15 protein-coding genes are annotated in these 16,904 nt (G+C 64.0%); 6 read left to right on the top strand and 9 right to left on the bottom strand.

Annotated elements, in window-relative coordinates; genetic code table 11:
* Positions 1 to 74 precede the first annotated feature (74 nt).
* Together GTA51_RS06030 and wrbA are read right to left on the bottom strand one after the other, a co-directional pair.
* Complete coding sequence (locus GTA51_RS06030) at positions 75 to 2,231, bottom strand: putative bifunctional diguanylate cyclase/phosphodiesterase (protein ID WP_343039480.1); 2,157 nt, start codon at positions 2,229 to 2,231, stop codon at positions 75 to 77.
* A gap of 230 nt (positions 2,232 to 2,461) precedes the next feature.
* Positions 2,462 to 3,073 (bottom strand): NAD(P)H:quinone oxidoreductase, encoded by a 612-nt coding sequence (gene wrbA / locus GTA51_RS06025; protein ID WP_160959526.1) that lies wholly within the window; start codon positions 3,071 to 3,073, stop codon positions 2,462 to 2,464.
* 191 nt (positions 3,074 to 3,264) lie between these two features.
* Here wrbA and GTA51_RS06020 point away from each other — a divergent pair, with 191 nt between their 5' ends.
* Together GTA51_RS06020 and trmFO are read left to right on the top strand one after the other, a co-directional pair.
* Positions 3,265 to 3,444 (top strand): hypothetical protein, encoded by a 180-nt coding sequence (locus GTA51_RS06020; RefSeq protein WP_160959524.1) that lies wholly within the window; start codon positions 3,265 to 3,267, stop codon positions 3,442 to 3,444.
* 94 nt (positions 3,445 to 3,538) lie between these two features.
* A complete protein-coding gene (gene trmFO, locus GTA51_RS06015; protein ID WP_160959522.1) occupies positions 3,539 to 4,852 on the top strand; it encodes a methylenetetrahydrofolate--tRNA-(uracil(54)-C(5))-methyltransferase (FADH(2)-oxidizing) TrmFO in 1,314 nt (437 codons plus the stop codon).
* Between the two features lie 91 nt (positions 4,853 to 4,943).
* Here trmFO and GTA51_RS06010 read toward each other — a convergent pair whose 3' ends face one another.
* The 6 genes from GTA51_RS06010 to GTA51_RS05985 all read right to left on the bottom strand — a co-directional run bounded on the left by GTA51_RS06010 (position 4,944) and on the right by GTA51_RS05985 (position 9,575).
* Positions 4,944 to 5,501 (bottom strand): hypothetical protein, encoded by a 558-nt coding sequence (locus GTA51_RS06010; protein ID WP_160959521.1) that lies wholly within the window; start codon positions 5,499 to 5,501, stop codon positions 4,944 to 4,946.
* Between the two features lie 67 nt (positions 5,502 to 5,568).
* Positions 5,569 to 6,438, bottom strand: a complete 870-nt coding sequence (murB, locus tag GTA51_RS06005) for a UDP-N-acetylmuramate dehydrogenase (protein WP_160959519.1) — start codon at positions 6,436 to 6,438, stop codon at positions 5,569 to 5,571.
* 170 nt (positions 6,439 to 6,608) lie between these two features.
* Positions 6,609 to 7,199: a cyclic nucleotide-binding domain-containing protein gene (locus GTA51_RS06000; RefSeq protein WP_160959518.1), complete on the bottom strand. Its 591-nt coding sequence runs from the start codon at positions 7,197 to 7,199 to the stop codon at positions 6,609 to 6,611.
* Between the two features lie 122 nt (positions 7,200 to 7,321).
* Positions 7,322 to 7,636, bottom strand: a complete 315-nt coding sequence (locus GTA51_RS05995) for a hypothetical protein (protein ID WP_246198012.1) — start codon at positions 7,634 to 7,636, stop codon at positions 7,322 to 7,324.
* A 227-nt stretch (positions 7,637 to 7,863) separates the two neighbouring features.
* The gene (hemL, locus tag GTA51_RS05990) at positions 7,864 to 9,129 is read right to left on the bottom strand and encodes a glutamate-1-semialdehyde 2,1-aminomutase (protein WP_160959516.1); all 1,266 of its coding nucleotides are present in this window, start codon (positions 9,127 to 9,129) and stop codon (positions 7,864 to 7,866) included.
* Complete coding sequence (locus GTA51_RS05985) at positions 9,126 to 9,575, bottom strand: VOC family protein (RefSeq protein WP_160959515.1); 450 nt, start codon at positions 9,573 to 9,575, stop codon at positions 9,126 to 9,128. Before GTA51_RS05985 ends, hemL begins: the two co-directional genes overlap by 4 nt.
* A 496-nt stretch (positions 9,576 to 10,071) precedes the next feature.
* On the opposite strand from GTA51_RS05985, the gene GTA51_RS05980 reads away from it, so the two are divergent.
* A complete protein-coding gene (locus GTA51_RS05980) occupies positions 10,072 to 10,497 on the top strand; it encodes a 3D domain-containing protein (protein ID WP_160959513.1) in 426 nt (141 codons plus the stop codon).
* Between the two features lie 213 nt (positions 10,498 to 10,710).
* On the opposite strand, the gene GTA51_RS05975 is transcribed toward GTA51_RS05980, so the two are convergent.
* Positions 10,711 to 12,759: a SpoIIE family protein phosphatase gene (locus tag GTA51_RS05975; RefSeq protein WP_160959512.1), complete on the bottom strand. Its 2,049-nt coding sequence runs from the start codon at positions 12,757 to 12,759 to the stop codon at positions 10,711 to 10,713.
* Positions 12,760 to 12,923: 164 nt separating this feature from the next.
* On the opposite strand from GTA51_RS05975, the gene GTA51_RS05970 reads away from it, so the two are divergent.
* The 3 genes from GTA51_RS05970 to GTA51_RS05960 all read left to right on the top strand — a co-directional run bounded on the left by GTA51_RS05970 (position 12,924) and on the right by GTA51_RS05960 (position 16,381).
* On the top strand, positions 12,924 to 13,313 hold the full coding sequence (locus GTA51_RS05970) for a CBS domain-containing protein (protein ID WP_160959510.1): 390 nt from the start codon (positions 12,924 to 12,926) through the stop codon (positions 13,311 to 13,313).
* Between the two features lie 21 nt (positions 13,314 to 13,334).
* Entirely contained in the window at positions 13,335 to 13,832 is a 498-nt protein-coding gene (locus tag GTA51_RS05965; protein ID WP_160959509.1) for a hypothetical protein, read from the top strand.
* Between the two features lie 137 nt (positions 13,833 to 13,969).
* Positions 13,970 to 16,381 (top strand): GGDEF/EAL domain-containing response regulator, encoded by a 2,412-nt coding sequence (locus tag GTA51_RS05960; protein ID WP_160959507.1) that lies wholly within the window; start codon positions 13,970 to 13,972, stop codon positions 16,379 to 16,381.
* Positions 16,382 to 16,904 lie beyond the last annotated feature (523 nt).

Below are 16,904 nucleotides of genomic sequence, written 5' to 3'. Positions count from 1 at the left end.
GGAAAGTAAAAGCGTTGCGAGTGCCAGGCCGCGGGTGCGGCCGGCAACGCCCCGGGAGCAGGCTCAGCCCGGGATCAGACGCAATCCGTCTTGAGGTGCTGCGGCGCGTCCGGCCCGAAATGCTGGCCCAAAAGACCGAGCAGGGCGCTCTCGTCCATGGGCCGGGCGTAGAGAAAACCCTGGCCCAGGTCGCAGCCAAGGCCGGCCAGTTCGTCCAACTGGGCTGTTGTCTCGATGCCCTCGGCCACCACGTCGTAGCCCAGGTTGTGGGCCAGACTGACCACCGACCGGACAATGACCCGGTTGCCTTGCTCCTCCATGCCCGAGACAAAGCTGCGGTCCACTTTGAGCGTGTCGATGGGGAAACGTTGCAGATAGGACAAGGACGAATAGCCGGTGCCAAAATCGTCTATGCCGATGCCGACGCCGAGTTCCCGCAGGCCGCGCAGTTTGAGCATGGCCGATTCGGGATGCTCCATGAGGATGCTTTCGGTGATCTCCAGCTTGAGATCGCCGGCAGCCATATTTTCCCGGCGCAGGGCGGTAATGACCTGTTTGACCAGATCCGGCTGGGTGAACTGGCGGGCCGACAGGTTGACGGCCATGAAAAACGACCGGTCGGCGAGCGTGCCCGCGCGCCAGCGGGTCAAGGCCCGGCAGGCTTCGGCCAGCACAAGAGCTCCCAGGGGAATGATGAGCCCGCTTTGCTCGGCAGCCGGGATAAATTCGGCCGGGGAAACCAGTTCGCCGTCTGCCCGACGCCAACGCACCAGAGCCTCGACGCCGCGCGGCACCAAGGTGGCCAGATCGAAAATGGGCTGGTAGTAGAGGATGAATTCGCCGCGCTCCAGGCCCAGGCGCATGTTGGTTTCCAGGTCCATGACCCGCTCGGCCCGCTCCCGCATGGACCAGTCGAAAACCCGCACCCGGCCGCAGCCAGCCACCCGGGCGCTGCCCATGGCGATGGCGGCGTTTTGCAGCAGTTCCTCGGGCCGGTCGTAATCGGCCGGGCCAAGGACCACGCCCAGGCTGGCCGTGATGTAGATCTGGCGTCCTTCCACGGTAAACGGGATGCGCAGGCGTTCGCGCACGGTTTTGACAATGCGCAAGGCATCGCCGGGCGAGGCGATCTCTTCCAGCAGCACGACGAATTCGTCGCCGCCCACCCGGGCCACGGTGTCGAGCTGGCGCACCTCGCGGCGCAGCCGTTCGGCCACCCGGCGCAGCAAGCCGTCCCCGGCCAGATGGCCCAGGCTGTCGTTGACGAGCTTGAAGCGGTCCAGATCCAGAAAAATCAGGGCGTAAATGTAGTTGGACCGGCGTTTGGCCCGTTCGATGGCCCGGGCGATGCGGTCCAGGCACAAGGCCCGGTTGGGCAGGCCGGTCAGGGCGTCGTGGAAGGTGCGGTAGCGCAGCCGTTCCTCGCCGCGTTTGCGCTCGGTGACGTCTTCCAGGGCCACGGCCACCTGGCCGGGCTGGGGACAGTAGGCCTGGGCCAGAAAATACATATTCAGATCGCCCAGATAGTTCTCAAAGCGGGTCGGGCGTCCCGAAACGGCCGTGGTGCTCAGGGTGTCGAGCCAAAACGGTTCAATGCCGGGCAGGGCCTCGCGCAGGGTGCGGCCAACGACCGTGGCGCAGGCCAGACCGGTGACGCGTTCAAAAGCCGGGTTGGCCGCGAGAATGCGGAAATCCTGGTTCGGGGCCGGGAGCAACTCCAGCAGCAAAAAGGCGTTTAACATGCCGCTGAACAGCTCGCGGTAGTGCCGTTCGCTTTGGCGCAGCTTGCGTTCGGTGTGGTGTTTGAACAGCGCCACCTCCACAGCCGTTCGCAGCCAGTCCTCGTCCACGGGTTTGAGCACGTACCCGTACGGGGCCGTGCGTTTGGCCCGTTGCAGCGTGACCTGATCGGTGTGGGACGTGAGAAAGATAACCGGGACATCGCATTCGGTCTGGATGACGCAGGCGGCTTCAACGCCGTCCATGGCCCCCGAGAGGAAGATGTCCATGAGCACCAGATCGGGCTTGAGGGACGCGCACAATTCCACCGCTTCGGCACCGGAAGCCGTGACGCCGGCCTGGATGTACCCCAGCCGACGCAAAATGCCTTTGAGGTCAAGCGCCACCACACGTTCGTCTTCAACGATAAGCAGGCGCGGAGCGCGACCGTCCAGGCCGTTTTCGACGGACGACTCGTCCTGGCAGGGAATTGTAGGATGCGGGGTGCTCACTTCATCTCCAGAAAGCAGCAGTGTCGCTGCGGATATCCGGAAAGATGACGGTTTTCCGATTGGGTGTAAAGGGCTGGCTGCCAGGGCCAGGACCGATTGTTCTTTTTTTCACGACAAATGCTCGTCGGTACAGCAGCCGTGCCAAGCCCCGGGCCGGGGTCGGGCCGTGTCCAGGCCGGCCCGGCCCGAAGCCGGACGGCGGCTTCGGGCCGGTGCCTCAAGCCGGGGCCTCAGGCCCCAAGCTTTTGGGTGATGGCGGCGATGTGGTTGCCCTGAAAGCGCGCCGCGTCCAGTTCGTTTTCGCTGGGCCGGCGCGAGCCGTCGCCGCCGGCGATGGTGGTTGCGCCGTAGGGCGAACCACCCGTGATTTCATCCAGGCGCATCTGGCCGGCAAAGGCGTAGGGCAGTCCGACCACCACCATGCCGTGGTGGAGCAGGGTCTGGATGGAGGCCATGAGCGTTGTTTCCTGGCCGCCGTGCTGGGTGGCTGTGGAGCAAAAAACGCCACCGGGTTTGCCGACCAGACCGCCGCGTTGCCAGATGGAGCCGGTGGCGTCGAGAAACTGGCGCAACTGGCCGCACATGTTGCCAAACCGGGTCGGCGTCCCAAAGACGATGGCGTCGGCCGCCTCCAGTTCCTCCAGGGTGCAGACCGGCACATGGGACTGGGCTTTCTGGGCCTCGGTGCCACCCATTTTGGCAATGACCTCGTCCGGCAGCGTCTCGGGCACGCGGCGCAGGGTGGCGGTCATGCCCGGAACCTGATGCACGCCTTCGGCCACGGCCTGGGCCATGGTCGCGATATGACCGTAAAGCGAGTAATACACGATCAGCACGTTCATACGTCTGTGCTCCGCTATTTGGGTTATGGGTTCCTGATTCCCCATCATCTACGCCCCCGGCAGGCAAAGGACAAGGCCGCCGACGCACTGGTCTTGCCCGGCGGGCGGATTTCACCTAATTGAAACGCCGGATGCCGGCGCGGCCGGTTTCCGCTGCCCGCCAACCTTGCGCCGAAACGGTTTGGCCGCCCATGCAGACAGCCCTTGTCTGCCTGAAGGCCGTGGCCGACGCCTGCGGACTTCCCTTTGACCCGGCCGCTGGCAGCGAGCGCTCCGGATTTGGTGCGGCCGCACCAGGCCCCGATATCCTGGTGCCCATGGCCGCCGAAGCCGGACGCAATGCGACACCACGACAACAGAACAGTTTATAACAGCCCCCCTTAAAAATTTTTGGGAAGAAGGGGCGTGGGGAGGAACCCCTTTTTTCAAAAAGGGGTTCCTCCCGACATTCTCGGAGTGAAATATATGTCTCTTGCAATCATCGGCGGCGGTTTGGCTGGTTGTGAATGCGCTCTTGCTTTGGCCCGGGCGGGCGTCCCTTCGACGATTTTTGAGTGCAAGCCGGCGCTGTATTCCCCGGCCCATTTGCTGCCGGGGTTGGCGGAGCTGGTGTGTTCCAATTCGCTGCGTTCCGATGAGCCGGTGACGGCGGTTGGACTGCTTAAGGTCGAGATGGCCGAGCTTGGCAGCGCGGTCATTGCCGCAGCCCGGGAGACGGCGGTGCCGGCGGGCAAGGCCTTGGCCGTTGACCGCGACCTTTTCAGCGCCGCCATGACGGCGCGCATCGAGGCCGAGCCGTTGGTGACGCTTGTTCGCCGCGAGATCATGGGGCTGGCCGATCCGGCCCTGGCCGGATTTGAAGCGGTCGTCGTGGCGGCTGGGCCGCTGGCTTCCGAGCGCATGGCGGCCAGTCTTTTGGAAACCATTGGTGGTGAGGGCCTCTATTTTTACGACGCCATTGCGCCTATCGTAGCCACCGATTCCGTGGACATGGACAAGGCCTTTTGGGCTTCGCGCTGGCAGGAAGGGGAAGGCGATTATCTGAACTGTCCGCTGACCAAGGACGAATACATGGTGTTTCTGACCGAACTTTTGGCCGCGCGCAAAGTGCCGAGCCGGGAGTTTGAGAAGGAGCTGCATTTCGAGGGTTGTCTGCCCATCGAGACCATGGCCGAGCGCGGCGAGCGCACCTTGACCTTTGGCCCCATGAAGCCGGTGGGGCTGACCGATCCGCGCACGGACCGCTGGCCGTATGCGGTGGTGCAGTTGCGCCCGGAAAATAAGGAGCGCAGCACGCTGAATCTGGTCGGTTTCCAGACCAAGCTGGCCTACGGCGAGCAGGAGCGGGTGTTTCGGCTCATCCCGGCGCTGCATGCGGCGGAATTTACGCGTCTGGGCAGCATCCACCGCAACACGTTTGTCAATGCGCCCAAAGTGTTAACCGAGCGTTTGGAGCTTGTGGCCCGCCCTGGCGTGTATCTGGCCGGCCAGATCACGGGCGTGGAAGGCTATGTGGAGTCGGCGGCCTGCGGCCTGTGGCTGGGCACCCAGCTTGGGGCCAAGATCGCCAGGGGCGTGGACATTGCCCCGCCGCCGCAAGTCACCTCGCTGGGGGCGCTTTTGAATCACTTGCGTACGCCGACCAAGAAATTCCAGCCGAGCAACGTCAATTTCGGCCTGACGCCGCCGCTGGAAGAGCGCATGAAAAAGGCCAACCGGAAGCTGGCCTACCCCGAGCGCGCACGGGCCGCGTGGGGGGAGTGGCTCGTTCGTCCGTAACAAATTACGCCGTCCTGCCCGGGTGGAGATGCGCGCGCTAGCCGGCCGCGTCGCGCGCATGGCGGCGTTGCAACGTGTTCAGGCGAGCCTTTTACGCAGCGCTGTTTTGTGGCTCCATATGCTGGGCGAGAAAAGCGGCGTGGGCTTTCTTGAGTTGTTCGATGGCCGCATACTCAGGGTCACGCTGCATGGCCTCGTAATTGAACGTCATTTTGGGTTGGGGCGTTGCGTCAAAGGCGCGCTGCGACATCGCTGTTGGAGCCTTGTTGATCGTGCCGTTCACGGCCTCGGCAATTCTCCTGGCGCGGGCTTGGGCGAGCTCAGGGCCGCTCAAAACACTCGACTCTGCGTCCGCCGCCTTGATGGCGTCGACACACGACGCGTGCATTGCGTTGGTTGTCTCCACGAATCCGTGATTATCGATTTTCGCGACCACTTTGCCATTGACGACAACAGTAGCATACGGCGCGTACGTTGGATTGTTTGCAGTGTCTGGTGCCTGGGAATATTGCAGTTGCAGCATGTCCTGCTTCGCTGCCATGACCATTTGAAAAAGGTCTTCGGGCGCTTCGGCAAGCGGCACGGCTTTGACCGTGGCGGCCAAGGGTTTCACGGAGGCAATGTCAAGGCGATAGGACGTGTCTGACATGGGCAAAAACCTCCTGCCGTAGGGTGGTTTTCGTTATCATGCAAATTAAATGCCTGTCCCGGTGTTTTTACAGAACCACCTGCTCCAACACCAACTCCACCCCATAGCGCTCCCGCGCCGCCTGCCGCATCACTTCCACAACACCCAGAATATCACTTCCGGTAGCGCCGTTGGCGTTGACGATGATGCCGGCGTGGCGTTGGGAAATCTGTGCGCCACCGAGGGTAAAGCCTTTCAAGCCGGCTTCTTCCATGATCTGGCCCACGGGCGGGGCACCTTGCGGGCGGCGAAAGACGCTGCCGGCGCTCGGCAGATGATACGGCAGTTTGGAGCGGCGCAGTTTGCCGATGCGGCCCATTTCGAGCAGCCCGGCCGCCGGAGCAGCGGCCGGGGGCAGGCGCAGGGTGACGCCTAAAATCACGGCGTCCGTGCCCTGGAAGGCGGTCAGGCGGTAGGCCGGGCGGCATTGCTCCCGCGCGAGGTCTGCTATCGCGCCCGTTCCTGGGAAATAGACCTTTACTGATTCCACCACATCGTAAAACGACGCGCCGTAGGCCCCGGCGTTCATATACGCCGCGCCGCCGACACTGCCGGGGATGTCCCACAGCCGCTCCAGGCCGGTCAGCCCGGCCCTGGCGGCGGCCCGGCAGACGTCGCGCAGTCGCGCGCCAGCCCCGGCCTTGACAAGATCATCCGCAACGACAACAGCCGCGTCAACGTGTTTGGTGCTGACAAAGCGTGTCGCAGCATCGTAATGATTGCGCGAAAGTATGACGTTGCAGCCGTGGCCGAGCAGCACGGTGCGCTCTCCAACAGACTCCTGCAAAGCAACAATCAATTCGTCTGCTGTTTGGGGAAAAGCGCAGGCTTCAGCCCGGGCCACGACCCGGTAAGAGTTGTGTTCGGTCAACCATGCCGGTGCAAAAAAAATCGTCATCTCAGTCTGCTGGCTCCCGTGCCTACTCCTGCAAGCAACTCCCGCCCGCCGCCACACCCGGCCCAGCTTACCCCCTCCAAGTCGAGGGGGTCCGGGGGGGATCATCCCCCCCGGCGGGTGCAGGGCAGCGCCCTGCTTTCTTCTCTTCTCTTTTCTTGTCTTATCTTCTCTTATTCCGGTACTTTACAGCGTAAATCCTGATTCTCGCGGGTGAGGTCGAGGACGCGGCGTTCCAGTTCGCGCACCCGGGCCGTGACGCCGGCCAGGGCCGAGGCGGCCATGTCCAGGTCGCGGCGAAGGGCGGCGGCGTCGAGGTTGGCCCGGGCCAGGCGGTCGTGGACCACGTCGCTGATGACTTCTTCGAAAAGCCGGCAGGCTTGTTTGCGTTCGCCCGGCGGCATGCGGTCGAGGATGGAAAGATCGATGGCGAAACTGGTGACTTTGGAGTGGGCCACAACCGAGGCGTTGCGCGGTTTGCCGCGCAGCGGTCCCATCTCACCGAAAATCTCGCCGTAGTTGGTCAGCCGCGCCACCTCGGCTTCCTGGGCCAGCACCCGGGCCTGACCGGAGATGAGGTAATAGACCCAGGTGTCGTGGTCGCCCTCGCGGATGATGGTCTCGCCGGCCCGGTATTCCCGGTGGCGCAGGCCTTTGTCCGCGAAAAGATCGGCAATCTGGTCATCGCCCAGGCCGGAAAAGGCGGGCATGCGGCGTAAAAGCCCCAGCACCCGTTCGGAAATGGTGATCTCGCGCTCTTCCATGCCGCTTTCCCCCTCACCGCACCGTTATCGCCTGCCTGCAAGCTTGGGGCATTGAACGCACAGGCCTGCGGCCTGTCAAGGCCTGCCGTCGCAGCCTGCCGCCGCGAATGGCCGGGTGGCGGCTAGAAATTGGGGTTGGGACAGGCCTCGTCGGCTTTGGGCGCGTCGGTTCGGCCGGGCGTCCCCGGGCTGGCCGGGGCGGGGGCAGCTTGGCGGCGCACAACGCCCTGGGCCTGCAGCTTGTCCATGACGCCGGCCAGCAGGGCAAAGGCCTCCACAAAACCTTCGGTGGTCATGACGACGCGTTGGCGGCGTTCCTTGGCCGGCTGCCCCTTGGCATCCACGGCATCGGCGGACAGGGTGAAAAAATCAATGCGCACGGCACCTTTGCCGTAACCGACGCCCAGGATGCCGTCGGCAAACAGTTCTTCGGACATGGGGCACTCCCCGGCAGGCGTTTTGGGTTCGCGAAAGCTGACGTCAAAAGTCTCAAGCAGCGGAGAGAACAAAGGGAGCGCACCGGGGTGATTTCCAGGGCGTCGGGCTGAAACGCGGCAACTCGGGCCGGCGGTTTCGGCCCCGCATTGCGCGCCAGCATCCCCCCTTCCAGGGGGTCCGGGGGGGATGATCCCCCCCGGCGGGGCCGGGGCAGCGCCCCGATTATTTAAAATTGCACCCCACGCACGGCGTCGAGGGTGCGGGCGTAGTCGTCGGCCGAGTGGGCAAACGAGGTGAAGGCGCATTCGTAGGCCGAGGGGGCCAGGATGATGCCGGCTGCGCGCATCTGCTGGTAGAAGCTGGCGTAGCGGGCGGCGTCGCCCTTTTTGGCTTCGTCGAAGTTGGTGACCGGTCCGTCGCAGAAAAAGAGCGTAAACAGCGAGGCCACCCGGGTCAGCGTCACCGGCGCGCCCTTTTCCCGCAAAATGGCGGCCATCTCTTCGGCCAGGGCCGTGGTGCGTTCGGTGAGGCCGGCGTAGTCAGAGGTCTTTAACTTATTCAGCGTAGCCAGACCGGCGGCCATGGCCAGCGGATTCCCGGACAGCGTGCCGGCCTGATAGACGTCGCCGCAGGGGGCGATGCGTTCCATGATGTGGCGTTTGCCGCCGTAGGCCCCCACAGGCAGGCCGCCGCCGATGATTTTGCCCAGACAGGTCAGATCCGGGTCGATGCCGTAGACGCTCTGGGCACCGCCGTAGGCCAGACGAAAGCCGGTGATGACCTCGTCGAAGATAAGGAGCGCGCCGTGGGCGCTGGTCAGTTCGCGCAGGCCTTCGAGAAAACCGGGCTTGGGCAAAACGAGGCCCATGTTGCCGGCCACGGGTTCGACGATGACGGCGGCGATGTCCGGGCGGGCCTCAAACAGCGCCTTGACGGCGTCCAGGTCGTTGTAGGGGGCGAGCAGGGTGTGGCGCACGGTGTCGGCCGGCACGCCCGGGGTGCCGGGGATGCAGAAGGTGGCCAGCCCCGAGCCGGCAGCGGCCAGGAAGCCGTCGGAGTGGCCGTGGTAGCAGCCCTCGAACTTCACGATCAGGGACTTGCCGGTGTAGCCCCGGGCCAGACGCACGGCGCTCATGGTGGCTTCGGTGCCGGAATTGACCATGCGCACCATGTCGATGCCGGGCACGGCCTCGGCCACGGCCTCGGCCAGGGCTACTTCGCCGGCACACGGCGCGCCGTAGCTGACGCCTTTCTCCACAGCGGCCCGGATGGCGGCGGTGACGTCGGGATCGCCATGCCCGAGCAGCATCGGCCCCCAGGACATGACATAGTCGAGCATCTCCCGGCCTTCGACGGTGGTCATTTTGGAGCCGGCGGCGGAGTCAATGAAAATCGGGTCGCAGCCCACGCTGCGGCAGGCGCGCACAGGGCTGTTGACGCCGCCGGGGATGAATTTTTGGGCCTTGGCGAACAGTTCGGCAGACAGGGTCATGCGGGCGTCTCCGGGGTTGGTGGTGTTGGGGCGCGTTCGGCGAAGGTTAAGACGTAGCCGTTTACGTCTTTGATGCTGCATTCGCGCGTGCCGTAGAAGGTTGTATGGGGCGCTTTGATGAAAGGCGCGTGTTCGCTTATGCGGGCGTAGAGTCCGTCGAGGTCGTCGCAGTCCAGGTAGAGGGACAGGGAGCCGCCGATTTTTGTTTCGGCGAACCTGGGGAGTTCGGCGGCCATGGCGGAGCGGGTCTCGAACATGAGCCGGGCCAGTCCGCTTTCCACCAGGGCAAAAGCCAGCGGGCCGGGGGCGGGCCACTGGGTCACGCTCGTGCGGGTGCCTTCGACAACGCCGACGACAAAGGCAAAGCCCAGGATATCGCGGTAAAAGGCCACGGTGCGGCTGACGTCTTCAACCATAAGGACAGGGGTGGCGCGGGTTATGGTCATGGGGCGATTCCTTCGGCGCACGGTCGAAACGGCTGCCGGGCGCGGTCTTCTACCGTAGCCGGGAGCCGCCCTTGGCGCAAGGGGCAGGCGCGAGCAGCCGCACCCCCTGAAATTACTGGTTATTGGCCGGGCAAGTCAGACTGTCGCAGTATGAAAAAAAGTGCTCGCGAAACTGGGAAAATGGCTGATTTTAGGCGCTATCATGCTGTATTGTAATGAATTAACCGGACTATTAAATAAAATTTCAGATAGGCTGAAACAGCCCTTTTCGGGTTGACATCCCGCAGTGCCTTTACTAGGAAGCGCCCCTCACAACGGCGCAAGAATCCTCCGTATCACCCTCGCGGCTCGATCCATCTCCGAGAGTATTCTTCCCATCGCCAACCACCCATCGATCCATGACCGCCGCATTCAGGATCATGCTTCCGGGATAACCTGACCGGTGGTTTTTCCGTATCGGTCAACGCTTGAAACACTGCATGGAGGTGTTCATTCCATGAGAGTCATTGCAATCATCATTACGGTTCTTCTTTTTGCCGCCACGGCCGAAGCTTCGAAACACAAAAACGTTTCTAATAGAAACAATGCATCCAAATCGCGCATTGCCGCCACGGTCACGGCCTACACCCCCGATCCCCGGGAAAACGGCGGCCGGGGCACGAAATCCGGCACCGCCATCGGCACCCGCATCCGACCGGGCATCGTGGCCGTGTCCCGCGATCTGCTGCGCCAGGGCTGGGGATTTGGCGACAAGGTCCACATCGAAGGCCTGGGCATCTTCACCATTGAAGATACCATGCACCAGCGCCACCGCCGCACCATCGACGTGGCCGTGCCCAATACGGCCGCCGCTGAAAAGATCGGCAGACGCCGCGCCATCGTGGTGACACTGCTGGAAGCCGGCGCTAGGAGTGGGAGTTGATGGGGGAGGCGGGAAGAAAAGGCAGAAGATGCCTCCGGCGGCCGGGGGGATGATCCCCCCGGACCCCCCGACGGGAAAAGTTTATAAAGGGGTTGCGGCACGCGACACCCTGGCCCGCATAAACCCTTGCCTTCCATGAGGGATTCCAAAGGGGTCACCCCTTTGGCCGCCGGAGGCACTCTTAGAATGGAAAAGGGCTCCCGGCCCAAAGCTTTAGACGCGTTTGACCACGACCAGCGTGACGTCGTCTTCCTGGCGGCGCTCGCCCCGGTAGGCGGCCAGCTCGGCCAGCACCGCCGCCACAATGCCCGCTGCCGGCAACCCGGCACTGCGGCGCACCACCTCCCGAAACCGGGCCTTGCCATACATCTCGCCGGCCGGATCGCGGGCTTCCCAGATGCCGTCGGTGCCAAGGACCAGCACTTGCCCCACCCCGGCAAAGGGCATGCCCTGCTCGGCATAGGCATAAGCCGGCTCGATGCCCAGCGGCAGGCCGTTGCCCGGCCATTCCGTAAAGGTGTCCAGGATCGGATCGTAGCACAGCGCCGGATCGTGCCCGGCCCGGACATAGCGGGCGACCCCTTGCTGCGGCCGGATTTCCATGGCGAGCAGGGTCATGAACCGGCCCGAGTCGGCCACGTCGCAGCACAGCAGGCGATTGGCCCGGCACACGCGCTGGGCCGGGGTTTCGCTGTCCTCGGTGGCCAGCAGCAAGGCCCGGGCCGTGGCCATGAGCAGGGCCGAGGGCACGCCGTGGCCGGTGACATCGCCCACGGCCGTGTCCAGACAGATCTCGTCACCGCGCCGCACCGCCCGATAATCGAAATAATCCCCGCCGGTCTCATCGCAGGAAAGCGACGCCCCGGCCACGTCCAGGCCCGGTATGGCCGGTGGCGCGGCCGGAAGCAGATTGCGTTGCACCTCCTGGGCCAGTTCCAGGGAGCGTTGCAGACGCACATGATCGGCCAGGACCGGCACGGTCTCGTTGAAAGCGTCAATGAGGGACTGGCGCTCATCGCCGGCGCGATCTGTCAGGCGCACGTTGAAGTCGCCGCTGCCCAGCCGCTTCCAGGCCTCGATCATGTTGAGCAAGGGGCGCACGAAGGCCTTGGTGCTGCAAAAGGCGGCCAGGACCACGGCGAACAGCACCACGGCCATGGCCGCGCCCGAAAGGGCGACAATGCGGTCGGTGGCGGCCAGGATTTCCTGGCTGGTCTGTTCGGCCAGGGGGGCCAGCATGGCTTTGGGCACGATGATAAGCAGCGAGGCCCCCTGCAACAGCCGGGAAAAGGCCCAGAAAGACGGTTCCCCGTTGTAGGCCAGCTCGGCCACGCCGGAGCGGTCGCGCTCCATGGTCGCAACCAGGGCGGTGAGGGCGGCGGTGTCGGGTGAGGTCAGACGCTCGAAATTGACGGCGCTTTTCCAGTCCCGGGCGTGTTCGCCGTTGGTCTGTCTGGCCCAGACAGCCAGGGACGCCCGGCCGGTGTGCGGATCGTACTGCGGGGCCACCAGGAAGGCGCGCATGGCCTGGGACCATTGGGAGGCGATCTCCTGGCCCTGGAGGATGCGGTCAACGGGCACGTCCAGGCTGGCCACGCCGATGAAGCGGCCGTGGGGGGCGAGAAGCGGCCGCGACAGGGTCAGGGTGAGCTGGCCCGTGGCGGCATCCACGGCGGCATCGTTCCAGATGACGCCGGGCGCGGCCGGGTTTTGGGGATCAACGGCGGCCTTGGCCGCCCGATACCAGGGGCGCTGCCGGGGATCGTAGTCGGCGGGCAGGTCGGGGCGGTTGGGGAAGGTGATGGCGGTGCCGTCCTCCAGGGTGACGGCGGCGGCGTGCACGATGTCCCCGAGTTCCGAGCGCAGCAGGGCCATGGTCGGGGCCAGGCTGGCCAGGCGTTCAAGCCGGCCGGAACCGGCGTTGGCTAAAAGGGGCCGGGCAACACCGGCCTGGGGGGTGTCCGGCGGCCCTGGCAACGGGACAACCGGAGCCTGGGGCGCGAACAGGGCGCGTTCGGCCTCGATGGCCAGCATGGACAGGCTGAAATCCAGGGCGCTTTTGGAGCGGCGCATGACCAGGGAGAAGTCCTCGGCGGTCTGGCGCAGCTCGTTTTTGACCACGTCTTCCATGATCGTGCGACCCTCGGCCGCGATGGCCCGGCCAAGCCGTTCCACATGCTTGCGGTTGATCCCTGTCAGGACGACCATGGGTACCAGGCTGAAGGCCAGCAGAATAAAGAAGAATTTCCACCGCAGGCGCATATGTTCCCCCCATCCTCCATCCTACGGAAGGCGGCGTTTAGAGGCAAGGACCAGTGTCAGATCGCGCCGGAATGCCCGCGCCGGCTTGACTTGCGGTAGCGATTCGGCAAGGATTTGACAACAAGGCGCTTCATCCGCCAGCGGCGCCGCCTGGAGATACCGGCATGCTTGTAGCCGACCTGATGACCAGCCAATTGCGTTGCCTTAAGGAAACAGACTGTCTGGCCGACGCCGTCGCCGCCATGCAGGAGCTTTTTATCCGCCACGTGCCGGTGCTCGACGCCGACGGCCGCCTGGCCGGAATCGTCACCCAGCGCGATCTGCTGGCCCTGGAGCACAAAAAGGACGCGGGCACGGCCCTGCGTGAGGTGATGCGCACCGATGTTGTGACCGTGGCCCCGGATACGCCCCTGCGCACCGCGGCCGAAACCATGATTTTCCACAAATACGGCTGTCTGCCCGTTGTTGCCGACGGAGAACTGGTCGGCATCATCACCGAAACCGATTTTTTAAAGCTCGCCATCTTTCCCCTCGCGCCCCGCCGCGCGGGCTGACCGTCGTACGAGGACGCTCCCATGCCCCACGCCGTCATTCGTTTCCTGGCCGTTTTTCTGGTTTTGGCCGCTGTGCCGGCCGTGGCCGGCCAGTCCCTGGACCTTGGCCGCTACAAGGAACTGCGCAACGATTATGTCAAGGTCACGGACATCAAGGAGCGCGAACGTTTCGAGGAACGCTATGTTGACACCGGCGGCAAGGTGACCCTGCAAAAGGTTCCCTACAAGGAAGTGATGATAACGGCGGAGATGGTGCAGCGGCCGCCCAGCAGCATGGACACCATGTTTGCCGGCGACGCGGCCCAGCCGTTTCTTAAAATCTGCATGGCTCCCTTCGACGCGGCCGGCAAGGCCCTGGACGAATCCTGCGGGACGTTTAAGTTTCAAAGTTTTGTGCGGGGCAATATCGGCACGGCCACTTTCCGCCTTGAGGCGGATATGGCCCGGTATGAATTTCATATGATCCAGCGCCAGGGCGATAAAGGTTCGACCATCAAGCTCTGGGTACCCACCAACTGATCCTCCCGCCGCGTTGCGGCGCTGCGTTCGTGCTCAAAGTAATTATTGCAGCGAGCAACTTTCTTGCGTATTTTCCCTACGCTTGACAGGAAGGACGACGCCTGGCGTCCCCGGGACGCTGGCGACTTGGGGGGATCATGACGCAGCCCCGCATTCTCATCGTGGACCAGGATCGCGCTGCGGCTTCGACCGTGGCCCGGCTGCTCGGCGAGCACGGCTACCAACCCCTGGGTCCGGTCGGCAGTTGCCGCGAGGCCCTGGAAACGGCGGCTACCCAGCGGCCGGGCATGGCCATTGTGGATCTGCGCTTAAACGGTGCCTGCGACGGGGTGGATGCTGCGCTGCTGCTGCGCGAAGGCCCCGGCATTCCGGTCATCCTGCTTACCCCTGCAAGCAGCCCCGACATCCTGGCCCGGGTCAAAAAGGCCGTGCCCTGCTGCTGTCTGGCCGTGCCCATCGACAGCCAGGCCCTGCTGCTGGCCATTGAAAGCACCCTGGCCCGTCAAAAAGCCGAACAGGCCCTTCACCGCAGCGAAGCGCGCAGCCGGGCGATTTTCGCCGCCGCCCCCACGGCCCTGGCCCTGCTGGATGCCGGCAATCTGGTCCGGGACGTCAATACCGCCGCCGCCCGACTTTTTGGCGCCTGCGCCGAAGCCTTTCGCGGCCGCCCCATCCAGGAGGTCTTTGCCGCCCGCGACGCCGCCATATTGCTCCCGCTCCTCGACGCCGCCGGCAACGGCGAAACGGCCCGGGCCCGCCTGCGCTGCCTGCGCCCCGAAGGCGGCGAATTCCCGGTCGCCGTCACCGCCGCGCCCCTGCCCGGGGTCGGTGACGAGCCCGGGCATGTGCTGCTTGAGGTGCGGCCCTGCCAGACCCCCGGGGTGCGTCTTGAGCTTCCCGACACCGATCTGACCGCCTCGGCCGAAGGCTTTTGCATTATCGACGGCGAGGATAAGCTGCGCCAGATCAATGCCGCCTGTGTGCGCATGTTTGCCCTGGACAATGTACCCCTGGCCGACGTCGCCCTGGACGCCGCCCTGCCCAAGGAACTGGCCGCTTCCCTGGGCCGGGACGCTTCCCGGGTCATTGCCTGGAACGAGCCGGTGAAAAAGGAAATCACGGTGACCCTCGGCAGCGCAGACAAGACGCTGCTCCTGTCCTTGTTCCCCATGGGCCTGGATGAATCCCGGCGGCTGGCCGGCTGTCTGGTCACCGACATCACCGACCGCAAGCAGTTGGAAAGCCAGCTCGCCCACATGGCCTTTCACGATCCCCTGACCGGGTTGCCCAACCGCAGCCTGTGCCTGGACCGCATCCGGCAGGCGCTGGAGCGTTCCAAACGCCGGGACAACTACCAGTACGCCGTTATCTTTCTCGATCTCGACCGCTTCAAACTGGTCAACGACAGCCTGGGCCACCACATTGGCGACCGCTTGCTGGAATGCGTGTCCCGCCGGCTGCGCGACTGTGTGCGCAGCCTCGACACCGTGTCCCGCCTGGGCGGCGACGAGTTTGTGGTGGTCCTGGAGGAGACCGGTTCGTACCGCGAGGTGGTGCGCATCATCAAACGCATGCGCGACGCCATGGCCCTGGTCTTTCCGCTGTCCGGGCACGACGTGCATATCACGGCCTCCATGGGCATCGTGGTCAGCCCGGCCAGCTACGACAAGCCCGAGGAACTGCTGCGAAACGCCAATATCGCCCTGCATCGGGCCAAGGCCGAGGGGAGAAACCGCTTCAAGGTTTTCAACACCCGCATGCTGGAAGACGCCATCCGGCTTATGGATCTGGAAAACGATCTGCGGGCGGCCCTCAAACGCGGCGAGTTTTTCCTCGACTACCAGCCCATCCTGGCCCTTTGCGACCGGCGCATGACCGGCTTCGAGGCCCTGGTGCGCTGGCGGCGGCCGGGCAAGGGTGTGGCTCCGCCCAATGATTTTATTCCCGTGGCCGAGGACACCGGACTCATTGTGCCCCTTGGGCTGTGGGTGCTGGCCGAGGCCTGCCGGACCATGGCCTCGTGGCATGAGCGGTTCCCGGAGACGCGCAGCATGTCCATGAGTGTGAACCTCTCGGCCAAGCAGTTGGCCCAGCCGACCTTGGTCGAGGATGTGGAGCGGGTGTTGCGCGCCACCGGCATGGACCCCAGAGCACTCAAGCTCGAGATCACCGAAACGGTCATCATGGATAATCCCGAGGTGTCGATCCTGCGCCTAAAACGCTTAAAAGCCCTGGGGGTGCGCCTCTCGGTGGACGATTTCGGCACAGGCTATTCCTCCCTGTCCTATCTGCAACGCTTCCCTATCGACACGCTCAAGGTGGACCGGGCCTTTGTCAGCGACATCGAGAGCAGCGAGAACCGCAAGATCGTGGGCGCGGTGGTGGCTTTGGCCCACAGTCTGGGCCTGGACGTGGTGGCCGAGGGCGTGGAACTGGAGACGCAGTCCGACGTCTTAAACGGCTTTGCCTGTGAGGCCGGGCAAGGGTTCCTGTTCTCGCGGCCGGTGTGCCGGGAGGACGTGGAGCGGCTGTTTGGCCAGGGTGGTTAACAGGATGTGCGGTCAGGCCGGTGGGCAGCGATGCCAGGCCGGTTGCCATTCCTGGCTTTTGCCAAGCGCTCCTGCAGCTTAGTCTGCCGGGCCGACGCGACGGTTCCCCGTGCATTCTCTGGTTTATTGCGTCGGTCGCAGCCGCAACGGTGTGTCTTAGCGCCGTTCCTGCGGCATCTCCGTGTTATTCCCGAATAATAGGCACATAAGTCTGGAGCCTTTGAGCTTGGCGTACGGGTTTAACCTGTGTCGTTGGCGTTTTATCGGTCCATGGTTCGGGTTGTTGCGATATGAACATCACAGGCTTGGTGTTAAGTATTGAGCTGAACGCATTATGTTTTGTGCTCATCTTGACTGAAGGGCGATATGTGTTTAAAGATGTTGTTAGAGTATATTCCATTACTGTCCGGCTAAGAAAAGGCTTGACGCCTGAAAGCGACAACTGGTGCAAGCTCATGATGCCTTTCCACTTAGGCGATCAATTTTGAAAAAATGGCATAAATTGCCATGACATCAAGTTCAA

Origin of the sequence: Solidesulfovibrio aerotolerans, assembly GCF_009856865.1 — a bacterium.
Taxonomy (GTDB): Bacteria; Desulfobacterota; Desulfovibrionia; order Desulfovibrionales; family Desulfovibrionaceae; genus Solidesulfovibrio; species Solidesulfovibrio aerotolerans.
This window is presented reverse-complemented; position numbering and strand designations above follow the sequence as displayed.

What these genes read in the sequence shown, in the direction of transcription:
- wrbA (WP_160959526.1), bottom strand. Translation starts at nt 3,073, where the DNA reads ATGAACGTGCTGATCGTGTATTACTCGCTTTACGGTCATATCGCGACC.
- GTA51_RS06020 (WP_160959524.1), top strand. Translation starts at nt 3,265, where the DNA reads ATGCAGACAGCCCTTGTCTGCCTGAAGGCCGTGGCCGACGCCTGCGGA.
- trmFO (WP_160959522.1), top strand. Translation starts at nt 3,539, where the DNA reads ATGTCTCTTGCAATCATCGGCGGCGGTTTGGCTGGTTGTGAATGCGCT.
- GTA51_RS06010 (WP_160959521.1), bottom strand. Translation starts at nt 5,501, where the DNA reads ATGTCAGACACGTCCTATCGCCTTGACATTGCCTCCGTGAAACCCTTG.
- murB (WP_160959519.1), bottom strand. Translation starts at nt 6,438, where the DNA reads ATGACGATTTTTTTTGCACCGGCATGGTTGACCGAACACAACTCTTAC.
- GTA51_RS06000 (WP_160959518.1), bottom strand. Translation starts at nt 7,199, where the DNA reads ATGGAAGAGCGCGAGATCACCATTTCCGAACGGGTGCTGGGGCTTTTA.
- GTA51_RS05995 (WP_246198012.1), bottom strand. Translation starts at nt 7,636, where the DNA reads ATGTCCGAAGAACTGTTTGCCGACGGCATCCTGGGCGTCGGTTACGGC.
- hemL (WP_160959516.1), bottom strand. Translation starts at nt 9,129, where the DNA reads ATGACCCTGTCTGCCGAACTGTTCGCCAAGGCCCAAAAATTCATCCCC.
- GTA51_RS05985 (WP_160959515.1), bottom strand. Translation starts at nt 9,575, where the DNA reads ATGACCATAACCCGCGCCACCCCTGTCCTTATGGTTGAAGACGTCAGC.
- GTA51_RS05980 (WP_160959513.1), top strand. Translation starts at nt 10,072, where the DNA reads ATGAGAGTCATTGCAATCATCATTACGGTTCTTCTTTTTGCCGCCACG.
- GTA51_RS05975 (WP_160959512.1), bottom strand. Translation starts at nt 12,759, where the DNA reads ATGCGCCTGCGGTGGAAATTCTTCTTTATTCTGCTGGCCTTCAGCCTG.
- GTA51_RS05970 (WP_160959510.1), top strand. Translation starts at nt 12,924, where the DNA reads ATGCTTGTAGCCGACCTGATGACCAGCCAATTGCGTTGCCTTAAGGAA.
- GTA51_RS05965 (WP_160959509.1), top strand. Translation starts at nt 13,335, where the DNA reads ATGCCCCACGCCGTCATTCGTTTCCTGGCCGTTTTTCTGGTTTTGGCC.
- GTA51_RS05960 (WP_160959507.1), top strand. Translation starts at nt 13,970, where the DNA reads ATGACGCAGCCCCGCATTCTCATCGTGGACCAGGATCGCGCTGCGGCT.